Genomic DNA, 16,563 nt, shown 5'->3' on the forward strand with positions numbered 1-16,563 from the left:
ATGGAGATAAATCGACTTATTCGAAGATTGCTTCGAAAGCATAAAACGAACTGTCCTTATCGCCTGGCCGCGGCTCTAAATATAGAAGTTTGGTTTGAGGATCTGGGTGAAGGCACACGCGGCATGTTCAGACGAACATTACGGCGCAAGTACATTGTTATCCACTCGGGGCTGTCGGAAGCTTGGAAACGGGTCATTTGTGCCCACGAACTTGCGCACCCCCTTCTCCATCCCGGGATCAGCCGTTTTTGGATAGACGAGCATACTTTTTTCTGTGTGGGACGCTATGAACGTGAGGCGAATTACTTTGCCGTTCGATTATTGACTTCTGGAGATACTGTAGAAGACGGGGATACGGTCTATAACCTATTTCACCGTAACGGAATCCCTGATGAAATGATTCAATTTTACATATAACCTTCGTGCTTTCCAGCTGTAAGGCTGTTTATTATACCATAAAATAGAACATATGTTTGTAGTGATGTAAATTATGGCAAGCTTTAAGAAGCAATCTACAGGATGGGAGTATCGAATACGTTACAAAGACCCTATCACTCAGAAATTTAAGGAGAAGTCGCAGCGAGGTTTTGAGACAAAGAAGGAAGCACAGGTCGCAGCAGCAGACGCAGAAAGTAAAATAGCAGAAGGCTACGAGCAAACAGACATCCCTCTAATCGTCTATCTTGAAGAGTATGTACAAGAGTATAAGGTCGGCACAGTCCGAAAAAACACATTAATCCAGCATCAGAATAACATTAAGAATCACATTAAACCGTATTTTCAATCAATTATGCTTAGAGAAGTAAAACCGATTGGATATCAAAAATTTTTAAATCATCTTGCAGAGAAATACAGCAAAAGTACCGTTGAAATTATCCATAATACCATGAACAGTGCATTGGAGAAGGCCGTGACTCTTGGGAAACTGGAAAAGAACCCGTGTAGAGGAGTTACAATTAAAGGGAGCGTCAAAGCGAAGGGTTTAAAATTCATCGAATCTGAGCATATACCCGCTTTTCTCCGGGCCGCTCACCAGTATGGTTACATCTATTGGATGTTTTATCGAATTTTGATTGAAACTGGCATGCGGAAAGGTGAAGCCGCCGCCTTGACATGGGATGACGTTGACTTGAAAGCCGGCACTATAACTATAAATAAGACATTGGATTTCAGCGCTGAAGACGAATCAGAACTTTTCGGGGATACCAAGACATTTAACTCGGAACGAACGATAAAGATTAGTCAGTCAATCATTCAGGATTTGAAACAGCACATAAAATATCAGAACCAAAATAAACTGGCCTGGAAAGGCTCTTACAAGCACAAGCTTAATCTGGTACTCTGCCGAGACGATGGTAATTTTATGCCGAAGTCATCATTATTCAATTCGTTTTCACGCATCCTGAAACGTGCCGGTCTTCCATCAATGCCGATCCACTCTCTGAGGCACACCCATGCTGTGTTACTCCTAGAGGCAGGCAATGATATGAAGTATGTACAAGAACGATTGGGACACGGTAGCATGAGAATTACTGCGGACGTCTATTCCCACGTTTCCAAAAAGATTGAAGAGAGCAGTATGGAGAAGTATGAGGCCCACATGAAATCCATCCTCGAATAGCTACCTCGAAATATTTGTGGGCATTTTGTGGGCACCATTAGTTTAAGGGTCCTTCACTACTCCCACGCCCACGCAAAGAAAAACCCTCAACGCTTAGAGCGTCAAGGGCTGCTTCATCCTAGTAAAGAGTCATGTACTGATCTCTTTCCCATTCGTGGACTTGGGTGCGGTAGATATCCCATTCAATTTCCTTCAGTTCGTAGAAGTGAGCCAAGGCATGTTCACCGAGGGCTTCGGTAATGACATGACTGCGGATCATTTCGCCCAGCGCTTCCTTCAGATCGGACGGCAAGCTTGGAATGCCTTCTTCGATCCGCTCTTCTTCGGACATCACATAGATGTTGCGGTCGATAGGAGCAGGAAGATCAAGCTGGCGTTTGATGCCGTCCAGACCTGCCTTCAACATGACAGCAAGTGCCAGGTAAGGGTTAGCCGCAGGATCCGGGTTACGGACTTCGATACGTGTGCTGAGCCCTCTGGATGCCGGGATACGGATCATTGGGCTTCGGTTGCTGGCGGACCAAGCCACGTAGCAAGGCGCCTCATAACCAGGCACAAGACGTTTGTACGAGTTCACTGTAGGGTTAGTGATGGCTGCAAAAGCACGTGCGTGCTTAAGAATGCCTGCCATGTAGTACCGCGCAGTTTTACTCAGACCAAGAGTGTCACTTTCGTCATAGAACACATTCTCGTTGCCTTTGAACAAGGATTGGTGTGCGTGCATACCGGATCCGTTCATACCAAAAAGAGGTTTAGGCATAAAAGTAGCATGCAGGCCGTGCTGGCGGGCAACCGTCTTCACGACAAGCTTAAAGGTTTGAATTTGGTCGGCAGCCTTGATGGCGTCAGCATATTTAAAATCAATCTCATGCTGGCCGGAAGCAACTTCATGGTGAGATGCTTCGATTTCGAAGCCCATTTCCTCCAGAGTCAGTACGATTTCACGGCGGCAGTTCTCCCCAAGATCCATCGGCGCCAAATCAAAATATCCACCCTGATCATTTAATTCCGTTGTCGGATTGCCTCTTTCGTCTGTTTTAAACAGGAAGAATTCCGGCTCTGGTCCAACATTCATCGCCGTGTAGCCCATTTCCTCGGCTTCCTGCAGACAGCGTTTCAGAATGCCGCGCGGGTCACCGGCAAAAGGTGTTCCGTCAGGCATGTACACATCGCAAATCAGACGTGCTACCCGGCTGTCCGTTACCCAAGGGAAAATAACCCATGTGCTCAGATCAGGGTAAAGGTACATGTCAGATTCTTCAATCCGCACATAACCTTCGATGGAAGAACCATCGAACATCATTTTGTTGTCCAGCGCTTTTTCCAGCTGGCTGACAGGAATCTCAACATTCTTAATCGTACCGAGCAAATCGGTAAACTGCAGACGAATAAAACGGACATTTTCATCCTTAGCGATACGCAGGATATCCTCTTTTGAGAAGCTCACTTTACCCTCTCCCTTTCACGTCTCTTTGTATTATTTATTAAAAAACCGGGATAGCTCGCCTTGAATAAGAGACACTTGTCCCGGTCTTTTACCGGAAACCAGTTCCTGCTTCAGTAAACGGTGCAGCTGTGAATCAGACAGCTCTCTACGTCTAACCTCTGTGTCAGGGGTAATGACTGTAGCTTCTTCGGATTCCTTCGAGACGGGATTCATTACCTGCTTGATGCCGGCAATATTAACTCCCTTCTCAATCAATGCCTTGATTTCCAGTAGGCGTTCCACATCATTAAATGAGAACAAACGCTGGTTGCCGGATGTGCGCGCGGGCACAATCAGACTGTGCTGCTCATAATAACGAATTTGTCTTGCCGATAGATCAGTTAGCTTCATTACGATTCCTATAGGAAATAATGCCATATTTCTGCGGATTTCATCACCCATGACTCATCCAACCTTCCAATGATCTTTTTCTCATCTCATTGTACATTTCCTTATTTGGCGTGTCAATGGTGTGTAAGATATTCTCACAAGATTTTATGTAACCTTAAGAATTCAAGTAAAGTGAGTGTAAGCTAAAACATAACACGACCTCCGAAGTATATCACAGAGAACGATGCACAAGCAAAAGATAAAGCGCTTAGAATAACCTTGATTCAGCAATAGTTCAGGAGACAAAAAAAGTCCCCACCGGCCAAGCCGGTGAGCAAAATTAGGTTCAGGGCAACCGAAGCTCTTAATATGTACCGTCTCTGTGAACGGATTCATACCGCTCCCTGATTTCAAGATTTTTGGCATGATTGTATAAATCCAGCGCGATAATCCCTCTGCGGGCCAGTTTTACCAACAGGACAAAAGCATAAATACCCAGCCCCACACTAACTATCAAAATCAAGAAAAACAGGATGCTAAAACCACCAGCGAAAAAAAATCCCGGTTGTTGGGTTACCATTATTTTATCCCCTTCTCTATAGCAATTTACGGTCTCTCATGCTCTGCAGCGCCATCAATACTCCATATTTCACGTGGGAATAGGTTAATCCGCCTTGCATATAGCCGATATAGGGTGCACGGATCGGGGCGTCCGCAGATAACTCCAAGCTGCCGCCCTGGATGAAGGTTCCTGCCGCCATGATGACAGGATGCTCGTAACCCGGCATATCCCACGGCTCGGGAACGACATGGCTGTCCACGGCTGCGGCGCGCTGGATTCCCTGGACAAATGCGATCAGGTGCTCTGGTCCGTCAAAAGACACGGCCTGGATCAGATCCGTTCGCGGCTCGTTCCAGCCCGGCTTAGTCGTAAACCCGCAGCGCTGGAAGACGGCAGCGGCAAAGATGCTGCCTTTGACTGCCTGCCCTACCGTATGCGGGGCCATGAACAGCCCCTGGTAGAGGCCGCGCGTTGTTCCCAGCATGGCGCCTACTTCACCACCGATGCCAGGCGCTGTAAGCCGGTAAGCCGCAAGTTCCACAAGTTCCTGCTTCCCGAGGATGTAGCCGCCGGTTTCAGCGATTCCGCCGCCGGGATTTTTGATCAGCGAGCCTGCTACCAGATCCGCGCCTACCTGTGGCGGCTCAAGCTTTTCGGTAAATTCGCCATAGCAGTTATCCACAAAAACGATGACATCCGGTTTCAGGGATTTGACTTTTTCCACCATTTCACCAATTTCAGCGACCGTGAAGGACGAACGCCAATCATAGCCGCGCGAGCGCTGAATGCCGATGACCTTGGTCTTGTCATTAACAGCAAGAGCAACCTCTGCCCAATCGATCTTCCCTTCAGCAGTCAAAGCTGTTTCGCGGTAGCCAATGCCGAAATCAGCCAATGAGCCTGTGCCGTCACCCGGTTTGCCGACCACCTTGTGCAGCGTATCATAAGGTCTTCCAGTGATGTACAGCAGTTCATCTCCGGGACGCAGCACGCCAAAAAGCGCTGTTGAAATCGTATGTGTGCCTGAAGCAAAATGCGGACGTACCAGCGCCGCTTCCGCTCCGAACACCTCGGCATAGACAAGATCCAGCACCTCCCTGCCCCGGTCATTGTAGGCATACCCGGTGGAGCCGGCAAAATGAAAATCACTTACCTGCTGACGCTGGAAAGCTTCAATAACCTTCCACTGATTATGATCCACAATCCGGTCAAGCGATTTCACTGCACTTTCAATCTCCTGCTCTGCGGCCTCTGCCGCCTGTAAAATATCCTCCGCAAAAACTGCCATTCCCAATGTTCTCTCCTTATCTGTACCCCTCTATATAAGTTGAACTTTAGTTTTACATTGAAGGGTATAGTCGTAACTGCGGGAAATGTTTGGACTTCCAGCCGCTGTTGTCGTAAGAATTTCTTGATTTGAACCGCCTTTTGCGGTTGAAATCCGGTGACTGATTATGCTTACGATGCGAGCTTTCCTACGGAAAGCTTTCAGGCGGCCGCCAACGCTCTTCCAGTTCCAAACTTCCCCTCCGCACTTCTACCCTTCCTATGAAATTTTCTAGTCCAACTTATATAGCGATGGAATCTATAACTGTCCAGCAAGAAGAAACGGCCGATACACAGCCGTTTCTGAAGGAAGTACCTTGGTTCAATACAAGCCCGGATCTATTCCTGCTCCACATATTCCGACAGCTTGTAGCTCCATTTTCCATAATCCTCTTTGTTCAGACGCACTTGATATAAAACGTCATTGTCATCCACATTCTGTTCCAGCACCTCTCCCACACGGTAAAGCAGTGAAGAAAGATCTCCACGGTCACCGGGAATACGAAAGGTCAGTGTATCTCCAGCCAGCTCGTCGGCAATCATTTCAGTGATCCGGGTCAAATCGTCCGGGTTAAAAGCGCTAATTTTCAAAAATCCTGGTCCCGAAGGCAGCATCTGCAGCTGCTCAGGCCGGCAAATATCACTTTTGTTAAAAAGTACGATTTGCGGTTTCCCTGCCGCCCCAAGCTCCTGCAGAATGGACTGCACAACCTCCATCTGCTCCTCCCTCATCGGAGAAGAAGCATCCACCACATGCAGCACCAGATTGGCCTCATTGACCTCTTCAAGCGTTGCACGGAACGAGGCTACCAGATCATGAGGCAGATTCTGTATAAATCCTACAGTATCAGTCAGGACGACTTCTTTGCCTGCGGGCAGCTGCAGCACACGCGAGGTAGGATCGAGGGTCGCGAACAGCTGGTTCTCAATATAAACATCGGCATCTGTAAGCTGCTTAAGCAGCGTTGACTTGCCGGCATTGGTATATCCGACCAGCGCAACCTGAACCGCGCCGCTCTTGCGCCGGCGTTCCCGGTGCAGCTCACGCGTTTTGACCACTTCGTCCAGCTGGCGTTTCAGTTCGGTGATCCGGTCACGGATATGCCGGCGGTCGGTTTCCAGCTTGCTCTCCCCCGGACCTCTGGTTCCGATTCCCCCGCCAAGCCGGGACAGATTTTTGCCATGGCCGGATAAGCGCGGCAGCAGATAGGACAGCTGTGCCAGCTCCACCTGAATAATGCCCTCCCGCGTTTTGGCCCGGCCTGCGAAAATATCCAGAATCAGCTGGGTACGGTCAATAATCTTCAGGTCCAGCGCCTCCTCCAGGTTCCGTACCTGTGCACCCGAGAGCTCCTGGTCGAAGATAGCCGTATTGGCCCCGAGTCCGTCAGCGGCCATCCGCAGCTCCTCTACCTTTCCTTTGCCAATGAACCACTTGGAATCCGGGGTTTCCTTGTTCTGGCGGAGAACATCCAGCACTTCAACGCCGGCTGTCTCGGCAAGCTGGACCAGTTCCTGCAGCGACAGCTCGGGATCAATGCCGGTGCGTTTGATTTTGTCTGTAACCAGACTGACCAGAATAGCCCGGTCCTGTATTTCTGTTTCGGTATCGTGGGTGGTGATTGCCATGAATTACATGCTCCTTGTCCTGTGCACTTAAGATGTGTATCGTCCGTGGTGAATAGCTGCCTACAGCTTAAAATCTTCTGTGCGGAGTGTCATCAGCTCCTGCTTGCCCGGGCTGTTGCTCTCATATTGATTCAGCAGCCGTACCGCTTGGGCACGCACTGCTTTTTCTATAGAGTTGCGAACATAACGCGCGTTGCTGAAAGCATGGAGGCTCTCGGTCTTTTCCAGCAGCAGATGCTGCTTTAGTTTGAGTATGGCCTGAGGCATCAGAATATAATCGCGTTCTTTGGCCATCAGCTCTGCAATCTGCAGCAGCTGGTCTATGGTGTAATCCGGAAATTCCACCTGAATGGGGAACCTTGAGGGCAAACCGGGGTTACTCATCAGAAAATAATCAATTTCACTGGAATACCCCGCCAGAATCAGCACAAATTGGCTGCGGTGATCCTCCATGGATTTGACAAGCGTGTCAATGGCCTCTTTGCCAAAATCCTTATCCCCGCCGCGGGCGAGACTGTACGCTTCATCAATAAAAAGAATGCCTCCAAGCGCCTTTTTCACCAGGTCCCTTGTCTTCTGGGCCGTATGCCCGATATATTCGCCCACCAGATCAGCTCTTTCCACTTCGATCAGATGCCCTTTGGTCAGCACCCCCATCCGCTGAAACAGCTTGGCGACAATTCTGGCTACCGTAGTTTTGCCGGTTCCGGGATTTCCTTTGAAAACCATATGATAGGCCTGGCCGCCGCTGGCAAGTCCCGCATCGCTGCGCATCTTGGCGATCTGCAGCAGGGCATAGATCTCGAATACCAGCTCCTTGATATTATCCAACCCAACAAGTGCATCCAGTTCGCGGTTAAGCTCCTGAAACAATTCACTGTGTCCGTTGTTTTTGGGGGGTGCGGCCTGAGCAAGACTGTCTGCAGCCGCGTGGCTTACCGCTGGTGTATCCTGATTCCGCAGCACAATATTAATTTGTCGTGACGGTCTGCCTTCCTCCCGTCCGCTTGCCGCCGCTACACGTCCGTTCACCTTGTTCACCTCATTATCCAGGGCTGACTTTACCTATACCTTATATCAAGTCTATTCCGCTAACTAAGGTCTTATTAGCAGTTTCAGAAACTTCTGGACAAATTAAGATGCAGGATTCTGGAAAGCTGCGCCCGGCTTGCTTTTTCACAGGAAAAGCTGCTGCATCTTCCATTTCGTATAAGCCAAAATCTCACGGGTCTTGTACTTTAGCATCGACATCACCTGTGAATCGGTGAGCCCCAGCTCAGGACGGTTGTAATTCAGCTCCTGGGCAATTTCAAGTGCACGCTGTCCGTGAAAAGTATGTGTAATAATGACTGCTGTATTGAAGCCTTTCGATTGCATTAGCTTTTGACTGAACTTGAGATTCTCATAAGTGCTGGTAGACTTGTTCTCGAGAATGACCGCGTTCTCCGGAACACCCTGCTCCACCAGATAGTTCTTCATCCCCTCTGCCTCGGTATACTTATAATCTGCCCGGTCCAGACCGCCAGATACAATAAACCGGGGGAATATGCCTTCCCGGTATAGTTTCAGCCCATAGTCAAGCCTTTCCTTTAACCCGGGACTGGGTTTGTCACCCCACATTGCCATGCCAAGAATAATGCCAACATCCGCTTTCTGCATAGGATTCGTCGTCGCAGCGCTATTAATGCGGCCAAACACTGACGCGCACCAGAGCAACCCGGCGGCGATACAGATTACCAGTAAAATGAGCAGATTTCGTTTCAGCCGGAAACGCCGGCCTCTGCGCGATACTTTGCGTATCGGGGATGAACCTCTTTGATAGACATACCAATCCATTTTATTTCCTCCTGAATTCTCCGTGATGGAACAATTCGGCACGATGCTTCAAGGAAAGAGAGAAATAAGGAAAAGCATGAGCATCTATGCTGCGAAGAATACTGCTTGCTGTAGCCCAGGCTAAATTATAGTCACTGTCCGTAATATCCTCACGTTCCAGGGCTTCCTCCAGCTCGTCCTCATCCAGCAGAAATACCTCTCCATTCCACAGCACCACAACATCCAGATACAGATCATCGAACCAGGGCACACCTTGGTCGGTAACCCCTTGAACCTTGCAGGTATCAATGTACCACTGCACGATGTTTTGCCGCTCGTCGAACATTGCCGTCACAATATAGTGGCTGTCCTTGGGAAAATACTGCAGCCATGAGTACCCTTTGTCCGCTATGCGGTATGTATGCCTGCCGTAGCTCTTCCACAGCGGTTCCTTCAGCCCGTAAATTGTATACAGGGTGATGTATCCGCTGAATTCCCGGCTCTCCACATAGCGGCAGGCAAAATGGCGGCGCGTAATCCGGCGCCAGTTGGCCCGGTCTCCGAATTTACGTTTCATATGAATGACCCTCTCAAGAAATGGTGTATTCAGCTTAACACATTTGCCAGATACACTCAAAACATCCCTTGTAAATTACGGCAGATGATGCTCTTGAAAGAGGTAATGTAAAAAGCCCCGCCAGCCGCAGTCTCCGCATCATCCAGGAGATTCACAGCTGCCGGGGCAGGTGCAGTTCATTTGTTTTGATTGAGATTCAATTACTGTGTGGCATTGCCTTCATCCACGAAACCCGAGGAAGGATCCGTGCCGGGATCTGTAGCCCCCTCGGTACCCGTGTTGCCGCTGCCTGCTCCGGTCGTGACAGCCGGATCAACCGGGGGAATAGTTGCCGGAGGAGGTGTCGGCGAAGCTTCGGGAGACTCGGAAGGAACCCCTCCGCTGCTGCCGTTACCACCGGGGTTGCCGTTGCCGGAGCTGCCATTTCCTTGATTCCCGTTGCCCTGGTTGCCATTTCCCGGATTCCCGTTCTCCCCGCCGTTGCCATTCCCGCTGCCGTTCCCATTGTTTCCGTCCGGGTTTCCATTATTTTGCCCGTTTCCATTATTGCCGCCATTCCCCGTCCCATCGGTTGGAAGATTCGGATCAATCGTTGCCTCCGGCTCCTGTGTCGGTTGTTCATCCTGCACCTCAACCGTGACGGTCGCAGAAGGCTCGCTTTCCGCATCGAGCGCCGGATAATAAGCCGTGACATAATACTCATAGGTCAAGCCGGGCATTGCACTGATATCCCCGACACTGGCCGAAACGGTATTCAGAAGCGGGCTGAACTCTGCTTCCGAAGTTTCGCGGCGGTAGATCCGGTATTCCACACCTTTGGCAGAGGCAGGCTCCCAGCTCAGGTTGACCGTCATGGTAGAGGCATCATAGGCTGCACTCAGACCACTGACAGGCTGTGCCGCTTCCGGTGTTGCTGTCGGTTCCGGCTTGCTGACACCTTCCGGCTGCGGGAACGACTTCGCCGGTACGCCTTCCAGAGCTTCCTCCATGACCTTGCCCCAGAATGCCGCAGCAAGCGGACTGCTGTTCTTCAGCAAATGTTTTTTGCTTGGTTTGTCATACCCCATCCAGACCGCAGCCGTCCATTCCGGCGTGTAGCCGACAAACCAGACGTCCCGGTTGGAGCTGATGCCGTCGTAGCCGCTTTGCGTGGTACCGGTTTTGCCGGCTACGGGACGGTTAATTTTAGCTTTTTTACCTGTGCCGTCTTCTACGACCTTCTGCATCATCTCAGTCATCTGGTAAGCTGTATTCTCGCTCATGACCCGTTCCGGTTTGGTATTTGCTTTGTAGACGGTATCTCCTTCGCTGTTGGTGATCGATTTGATCGAATAGGCCTCGCGCAGGTCACCGCCATTGGCAAAAGCGCTGTAGGCTTGAGCCATTTCCAGTGTATTCGTACCTTCACTCATCCCGCCAAGTGCCAGCGAGAGGTTTTTGTCCTCGTCCTTCAGCTTGATCCCGAGCTTTTTGGCGAACTGGAAGCCGGTATTGACCCCGATTTCGTTCAGCAGCCATACGGCCGGGATGTTCTCCGACTTCGTCAAGGCAGCCGTCATGCTGATGGTTTTCGAATAGCCGTGCATGTTGTTCGGGCAGTAAGTGCCGAAGCATTGCTTTTCGTTGCTAAGTACGGAATTATTGGTGAATTTTCCGGATTCGAGCGCAGGTGCGTATGCAACCAGCGGTTTGAAGGATGAACCCGGCGAGCGTCTGCTGCCGTCCACCCGGCTGTAGCCTTTTTTCTCATAATTCCGTCCGCCAAGGAGGGCCACGATGCTGCCGTTCTCCTGGTTGATAATCGTCATCGAGCCCTGCACCAGCTCATCGTCGGCGCTCTTCTCAAAGTTATCGCTGTCGGCAAAAGCTTTTTCCACCGTCTCCTGGGCATGTGCGTCCATGGTCGTATAGATTTTGTATCCGCCGATATTCAGATCATCCTCAGTCAATCCGAATTTGTCTTCCGCTTCATCAACCGCATAATCAATAAAGGCCTGGTAACGCTGTTTGCTTTCCGGCGGCTTATAGTTGTAGTTCACCGCTTTGGCCTCGTCCATCTGCTCCTTGGTAATGTAGCCTTGCTCATACATCAGCTGGAGCACCACACCGCGCCGTTCCTTCGAAAGCTCAGGATTACGCAGCGGGTTGTAGCGGGATGGCCCCTTAGGCATTGCAGCAAGCGTGGCCATCTGCCAAACCTTAAGTTTGTTCAGATCACTTTGGCCAAAATACCGGATGGATGCCGCCTTGATCCCGTAAATGGTGCCGCCGAAGTTGATGCGGTTCAGATATTTAGTAATAATCTCTTCTTTGGTGAATTTGTTCTCCAGCGCCACGGCGATCGAAACCTCGGTCGCTTTGCGGAAGAAGGTCTTATCCCGGGTAAGGAAAATGTTCTTCGCCAGCTGCTGGGTAATCGTACTGCCGCCTTCGACCATGCTTCGTGCAGCAATATCCTTCACTGCCGCCCGGCCGATCGACCATAGATCAACGCCGCTGTGTTCAAAAAAACGCTTATCCTCTGTAGCTACAAAAGCGTTGACCAGCAGCTTAGGTATATCGTCATACTCTACCGGTTCACTTTTCTCCAAAGCCAGCTCGCCGATCAGCTTCGCATTCCGGTCATAAATCTTCGTTGTCTCGTTAACCGTGAGCTTATCGATGTTCTCATCCAGCAGCTTCTCGCCGTTCAGCATGATGAACAAGTAACCGCCCAGCGCGCAAAAAATCGCCAGCGCCGTGGTAAAAAACAGCGTCCACAGCACACGCTTCTTGGTTAAAAACTTCTTCTTCTTGGATTTCCCTTTGGGATTGGGATTGGGATTTGCATTCGAACTCGTACTTGATGACTGTCCTCTGTTTCTATTGCGGTTCGTCCTGGATATATCGTCTCTGGACATGGTACCTCCTGACTCCCTCTCGGAACGTTCATGATATTGAGTGCACGAATGAAAAGAACAACCTTCACAGGTTGCTCTCTCGCACTCTCTATTCAAACGATTTATAAGCAAAAAGGTTTCGCTTTAAGACTGTAAATCTTATTCTTCGCTTCCATTGTCCTGCATGAGCGATACGCTGCGTTGCGGGGTAAAGGTGGAAATCGCATGCTTGTACACCATCTGCTGGCGGCCGTCACTGTCGATGACAATGGTGAAGTTGTCGAAGGCTTTGATGATTCCCCGGATTTGAAAGCCGTTGGTCAAATATACTGTAGCAGGGATATTCTCTTTGCGCAGTTGGTTCAAGAACGTATCTTGGATGTTAATGGACTTGTTCATATGACGTACCCCCAATGGTTCAATTAGATTGTTCAGAAGTATATTCAAGACCTGAGAGAAACTTTCCTGCTATTATAGCACGGATTTTTTCAAAATTCTCTGAAAAGTTTTGGCTCTCATCGACGTCGATCCACTGAATCTCCTTCATGTGGCGAAACCATGACAACTGTCTTTTGGCGAATCGGCGGGTATCGCGTTTGAGAAGTGTCACAGCCTCATCCAGCGTCATTTCTCCCGCGAGGTATGCGGCAATTTCCTTGTAGCCCAGTCCCTGCATGGACACAAGGCTTCTGCTGTAGCCGCGTTGCAGCAGTCCTTCCACCTCTGCGACGAGTCCGTCCGCCAGCATCTGGTCAATTCGGTCTTCAATACGTTTATATAGTATTTTCCGGTCCATTGTCAAACCAATCAGGCATAGTTCATAGGGAGATTCCTTTTTCTGGCCTGCATGGGATGCCGAAAGAGTGACCTTGGTCTGATGATGAATTTCCAGCGCGCGGATGATCCGGCGGCGGTCATTCGGGTGCAGTCTGGCTGCGCTGGCCGGGTCTACTGCAGCCAGCCTGGCATGCAGCGCCTCAGCTCCATGAGCCTCTGCATAGGCATCCTGCTCGCTGCGGAAGGCTTCATCCGCCACAGCTTCCGAGAAGCGGAAACCGTAGCACAGGGACTCAATATAGAGCCCGGTGCCGCCGACTATAAAAGGAAGCTTGCCTTTGCGGCTGATCTCTTCGATCAGCTTCGTCCCCTGCTCCTGAAATTCAGCAGCAGAATAAGCATCCCGGGGATCATGGATATCGATCAGATGATGGGGAATTCCCAGCATTTCCTCCGGTTTGATTTTGGCTGTCCCAATGTCCATCCCCCGGTACACCTGCATCGAATCGCCAGATATAATCTCTGCGTCATAGGCCTCAGCCAATTCAAGGCTTAACCTGGTTTTGCCGACAGCTGTCGGGCCAAGCAGCACCAGAACCCTGCGTTTTGTCTCAGTTGTCAATGGATATCACCCCGTACGATGTTTTGGCGCTGGCCCGCAGCAGCTCGGTAAAACCAAGCCGGGAGAATTCGCCGCTTAAGGCTTTTTCTTTCAAAAGCACGGTTTTGCGGGCGACCCGGACGGCCTCGGCGACGCTCTCCGCCCTCAAGGCAGCTGCATTCGCGAACTGGCGCAGAGGCGATATCGCTGCCGAATCCGTCAAAGGCACACGGAACATGGGATCAAAATAGACGATATCTATACTGTTGTCCGGCTGCTCCCGCAAGTAAGCAAGATGGTCGCTGTGCTCCACACGCACGCGGCGCAGTGCCTCATTCACTTTCTGCTGTCCCGAGATGTAGTGGCTCATTCCTTCAAGCAGCAGCGCACAGAGCGGCAGGGAGCTCTCCAGCGCAGTGACTATGGATGCCTCGCCACCGTACACCGCAAACAGCAGAGAATCGCTGCCAAGCCCTGCCGTGCAGTCCAGCACACTGTCGCCTGGAACCATCCGGGCGGCCTCCAGCATCGGGTCCGGCTCACCGCGGATAATCCGTTTGGCCCGGACAAAACCCATGCTGGGGTGAAATTCCATCGGCGGCATGCCCGGTGTAATCAGCCGTACAGCGTCCTGCAGCACGACCAGAATCTCCCCGTCACTGTAGCGTTCCGCCATCTTGGACATGGACAATTTGCCTCTTGGCGCATACATTGTACCGGTTCGTTCTGCAAGGCTTTTGGCCCGCATTTCGATTGCCGGGATCGGGTCAAAGCCCGTTGTTATAATCATGTTGCCTCCGTTCCTGCTCACAACAAATTCAGATAAATCAGTTACATTACCCGCTTGAACAGCTTCTCCAAATCATACGCGGAAAAGGATACTACAATCGGCCGTCCATGCGGGCAGGTATACGGCTGGCGGCAGGCAGCGAGCCGTGAGAGCAGCGACTCCACTTCATGCTCCGTCAGCTTCTGGTTAGCCTTGATCGAAGCCTTGCAGGAGCAGAGAATCGATGATTTCTCGCGCAGCTTCGCAAGGTCAATCGACCGCTCGCTGAGGACCCATTCCGCCATCTCTTCAATCACGGCTTTCTCGTCCCCCTCCGGGAACCAGTATGGCAGGGAACGGACCAGGAAGGTCTGGCCTCCAAAGTGTTCAAGATAAACACCTGCCTGCTGGAACCAGTGCAGCCGCTCGCTGAGCTGTTTGCTCTCCGAAGGTGTGAACTCCAGTGTAATCGGCAGCAGCAGCTCCTGCGAAGCGTCCTCGGGACGTCCGAATTTCTCATAATAATATTCGTAATTCACCCGTTCATGCGCTGCATGCTGGTCAATCAGATACAATCCGCTGTCATTCTGGGCAATAATATAGGTTCCGTGATGCTGGCCGATATAGTTCAGCTCCGGAAACTGCGGCAGCCCGGCTTCCTCATTGCCGGGAGGAGCATACAGCTCCTCCGCTGACGGCAGCTGTCCCCTTGCGGAATTCGCCGGCGGGTATTGGCGGTAGCTCTCGCTGCCCGCCCCCTCCCGCCGCTGTGCAGCGGCCTGTGGAGCGCTGCCGCTGTATGCAGCCGCCCGTTCCCGCGACTGGGGATTCAGGCCGGAGCTGCTGCTGTACGGCGCAGCTTCGCCTGCGGCTGCGCCAGGCAGCGGGGCGCCATTACCGCCGCTGCGGACCCCATCCAGGGACTGCTGCGGCAGGCTGCTGAGCGGCCCCGGGGAACGGGGCGGCTCACTGCTGCCCGCTCCAGCACCACCGGGCGCTGGAGCGGGCCCGGTCCGCGGATAGCCGGGCTCTGCGCTGCTCCGGCCCAAGGCCTCTTCCTGAGGCGGAGGCGGAACAGCGCCCTTGGGAAAGGCAAATTGCTCCTGGATAAAGGAGCTGCTGCCCTTGGCCCCAATGATTTCTTTGCCCGGCCGGGGAATAAGGCTCTGTCCCATCAGAACCTTGCGGATTTCCTGCTCAACGAAAGCGTAAAGCTCTGCCTCCTTGCTGAAGCGGACCTCCAGCTTCGCCGGATGTACATTGACGTCGACAAGAGAGGGGTGCATTTCCAGCTGCAGCACTAGCAGCGGGTAGCGGTTGATCGGCAGGAGCGTATGATAAGCCCGCATAATCGCCGCATTCAGCCCGTTGCTGCGGATGTAGCGCCCGCCGACAATCGTAGTGACCGCGTTGCGGTTCGAACGGGTCCACTCCGGGCGGCTGACAAAGCCGGAAATCCGGTAATCCGGGTCTTCCGCGCTAAGCGGCAGCATCGCCTTGGCCGCAGAGGTGCCGTACACGGCGGCAATGACCTGCAGCAGATCCCCGTTGCCCAGCGTATGCAGCAGCTGATTGCCGTTGTGATGCAGCGTGAAGGAGATGGACGGGTGCGCCAGTGCCACACGGTACATGGTGTCGGAGATATGCCCCAGCTCCGTTTGTACGCTTTTCATATATTTCAGCCTTGCCGGAGTATTGTAAAATAATTCCCTTACCGCAAGATCACTGCCCTTGCCGGAGGGCTCGTCCTCATTGCGGATCAGCTTGCCTCCTTCGATGTCCAGAGCCCTGCCCTTGCCGTCCTCATTGCTTGAAGTAAGCAGGGACAGCTTCGACACGGAAGCGATACTGGGCAGGGCTTCCCCGCGAAATCCGAGGGAGGTGATTTGAAACAAATCCCTGCCGTTTAGGATTTTGCTCGTCGCATGACGGTAGAAAGCCGTCTCGCAATCCTCGGGATCAATACCCGAGCCATTGTCCTTTACCCGGATGCTTTGCAGCCCGCCTTCCTCCACAGACACTTCTATGCGGGTGCTTCCGGCGTCGATGGCATTCTCCACAAGCTCCTTGACGACCGAAGCGGGCCGCTCCACCACTTCCCCCGCGGCAATCTGGTTGGCAATATGCTCATCAAGCACATGAATTTTGGCCATGTTCATTTCACCTCGCGATTTAGCTGTTATAGATCTCT

The 16,563-nt window shown here is 51.7% G+C and carries 15 protein-coding genes; 2 read left to right on the forward strand and 13 right to left on the reverse strand.

Translation table 11 applies throughout. From position 1 onward, the window contains the following. On the forward strand, window positions 1-417 hold the full coding sequence (locus PGRAT_RS16725) for an ImmA/IrrE family metallo-endopeptidase (protein WP_025703349.1): 417 nt from the start codon (window positions 1-3) through the stop codon (window positions 415-417). 73 nt (window positions 418-490) lie between these two features. Continuing rightward, complete coding sequence (locus PGRAT_RS16730) at window positions 491-1,621, forward strand: site-specific integrase (protein ID WP_025703348.1); 1,131 nt, start codon at window positions 491-493, stop codon at window positions 1,619-1,621. Between the two features lie 118 nt (window positions 1,622-1,739). On the opposite strand, the gene glnA is transcribed toward PGRAT_RS16730, so the two are convergent. The 13 genes from glnA to mutL all read right to left on the reverse strand — a co-directional run bounded on the left by glnA (window position 1,740) and on the right by mutL (window position 16,525). After that, window positions 1,740-3,068, reverse strand: a complete 1,329-nt coding sequence (gene glnA / locus PGRAT_RS16735) for a type I glutamate--ammonia ligase (RefSeq protein ID WP_020431139.1) — start codon at window positions 3,066-3,068, stop codon at window positions 1,740-1,742. Between the two features lie 30 nt (window positions 3,069-3,098). Further along, window positions 3,099-3,509 carry a MerR family transcriptional regulator gene (locus PGRAT_RS16740; protein ID WP_019910684.1) on the reverse strand — a complete coding sequence of 137 codons (411 nt, stop codon included), beginning with the start codon at window positions 3,507-3,509 and terminating at the stop codon, window positions 3,099-3,101. A gap of 292 nt (window positions 3,510-3,801) precedes the next feature. Further along, window positions 3,802-4,017, reverse strand: a complete 216-nt coding sequence (locus PGRAT_RS16745; protein WP_025703347.1) for a hypothetical protein — start codon at window positions 4,015-4,017, stop codon at window positions 3,802-3,804. Between the two features lie 16 nt (window positions 4,018-4,033). Then, a complete protein-coding gene (locus PGRAT_RS16750; protein ID WP_025703346.1) occupies window positions 4,034-5,287 on the reverse strand; it encodes a methionine gamma-lyase family protein in 1,254 nt (417 codons plus the stop codon). 377 nt (window positions 5,288-5,664) lie between these two features. Further along, complete coding sequence (gene hflX / locus PGRAT_RS16755; RefSeq protein ID WP_025703345.1) at window positions 5,665-6,954, reverse strand: GTPase HflX; 1,290 nt, start codon at window positions 6,952-6,954, stop codon at window positions 5,665-5,667. Window positions 6,955-7,014: 60 nt separating this feature from the next. Beyond that, window positions 7,015-7,986 carry an AAA family ATPase gene (locus PGRAT_RS16760; RefSeq protein WP_025703344.1) on the reverse strand — a complete coding sequence of 324 codons (972 nt, stop codon included), beginning with the start codon at window positions 7,984-7,986 and terminating at the stop codon, window positions 7,015-7,017. A 144-nt stretch (window positions 7,987-8,130) separates the two neighbouring features. Then, on the reverse strand, window positions 8,131-8,790 hold the full coding sequence (locus PGRAT_RS16765) for a YdcF family protein (protein WP_025703343.1): 660 nt from the start codon (window positions 8,788-8,790) through the stop codon (window positions 8,131-8,133). A 1-nt stretch (window position 8,791) separates the two neighbouring features. Continuing rightward, window positions 8,792-9,346 (reverse strand): ribonuclease FAU-1 family protein, encoded by a 555-nt coding sequence (locus PGRAT_RS16770; RefSeq protein WP_020431125.1) that lies wholly within the window; start codon window positions 9,344-9,346, stop codon window positions 8,792-8,794. Between the two features lie 200 nt (window positions 9,347-9,546). After that, complete coding sequence (locus tag PGRAT_RS16775; RefSeq protein WP_025703342.1) at window positions 9,547-12,246, reverse strand: transglycosylase domain-containing protein; 2,700 nt, start codon at window positions 12,244-12,246, stop codon at window positions 9,547-9,549. 138 nt (window positions 12,247-12,384) lie between these two features. After that, the gene (hfq, locus tag PGRAT_RS16780) at window positions 12,385-12,624 is read right to left on the reverse strand and encodes an RNA chaperone Hfq (protein ID WP_025703341.1); all 240 of its coding nucleotides are present in this window, start codon (window positions 12,622-12,624) and stop codon (window positions 12,385-12,387) included. A 19-nt stretch (window positions 12,625-12,643) separates the two neighbouring features. Beyond that, on the reverse strand, window positions 12,644-13,624 hold the full coding sequence (miaA, locus tag PGRAT_RS16785) for a tRNA (adenosine(37)-N6)-dimethylallyltransferase MiaA (protein ID WP_025703340.1): 981 nt from the start codon (window positions 13,622-13,624) through the stop codon (window positions 12,644-12,646). Further along, window positions 13,614-14,393: a class I SAM-dependent methyltransferase gene (locus PGRAT_RS16790; protein WP_025703339.1), complete on the reverse strand. Its 780-nt coding sequence runs from the start codon at window positions 14,391-14,393 to the stop codon at window positions 13,614-13,616. Before PGRAT_RS16790 ends, miaA begins: the two co-directional genes overlap by 11 nt. 41 nt (window positions 14,394-14,434) lie before the next feature. Next, on the reverse strand, window positions 14,435-16,525 hold the full coding sequence (gene mutL, locus PGRAT_RS16795; RefSeq protein WP_042266908.1) for a DNA mismatch repair endonuclease MutL: 2,091 nt from the start codon (window positions 16,523-16,525) through the stop codon (window positions 14,435-14,437). Window positions 16,526-16,563 lie beyond the last annotated feature (38 nt).

Origin of the sequence: Paenibacillus graminis (assembly GCF_000758705.1) — a bacterium.
GTDB classification, from domain to species: Bacteria; Bacillota; Bacilli; order Paenibacillales; family Paenibacillaceae; genus Paenibacillus_AQ; species Paenibacillus_AQ graminis.

Coding starts and splice junctions, on each gene's coding strand:
- PGRAT_RS16790 (WP_025703339.1), bottom strand. CDS start 14,393: ATGATTATAACAACGGGCTTTGACCCGATCCCGGCAATCGAAATGCGG.
- PGRAT_RS16745 (WP_025703347.1), bottom strand. CDS start 4,017: ATGGTAACCCAACAACCGGGATTTTTTTTCGCTGGTGGTTTTAGCATC.
- PGRAT_RS16725 (WP_025703349.1), top strand. CDS start 1: ATGGAGATAAATCGACTTATTCGAAGATTGCTTCGAAAGCATAAAACG.
- PGRAT_RS16750 (WP_025703346.1), bottom strand. CDS start 5,287: ATGGCAGTTTTTGCGGAGGATATTTTACAGGCGGCAGAGGCCGCAGAG.
- PGRAT_RS16765 (WP_025703343.1), bottom strand. CDS start 8,790: ATGGATTGGTATGTCTATCAAAGAGGTTCATCCCCGATACGCAAAGTA.
- PGRAT_RS16740 (WP_019910684.1), bottom strand. CDS start 3,509: ATGGGTGATGAAATCCGCAGAAATATGGCATTATTTCCTATAGGAATC.
- hfq (WP_025703341.1), bottom strand. CDS start 12,624: ATGAACAAGTCCATTAACATCCAAGATACGTTCTTGAACCAACTGCGC.
- PGRAT_RS16770 (WP_020431125.1), bottom strand. CDS start 9,346: ATGAAACGTAAATTCGGAGACCGGGCCAACTGGCGCCGGATTACGCGC.
- hflX (WP_025703345.1), bottom strand. CDS start 6,954: ATGGCAATCACCACCCACGATACCGAAACAGAAATACAGGACCGGGCT.
- PGRAT_RS16775 (WP_025703342.1), bottom strand. CDS start 12,246: ATGTCCAGAGACGATATATCCAGGACGAACCGCAATAGAAACAGAGGA.
- mutL (WP_042266908.1), bottom strand. CDS start 16,525: ATGGCCAAAATTCATGTGCTTGATGAGCATATTGCCAACCAGATTGCC.
- PGRAT_RS16730 (WP_025703348.1), top strand. CDS start 491: ATGGCAAGCTTTAAGAAGCAATCTACAGGATGGGAGTATCGAATACGT.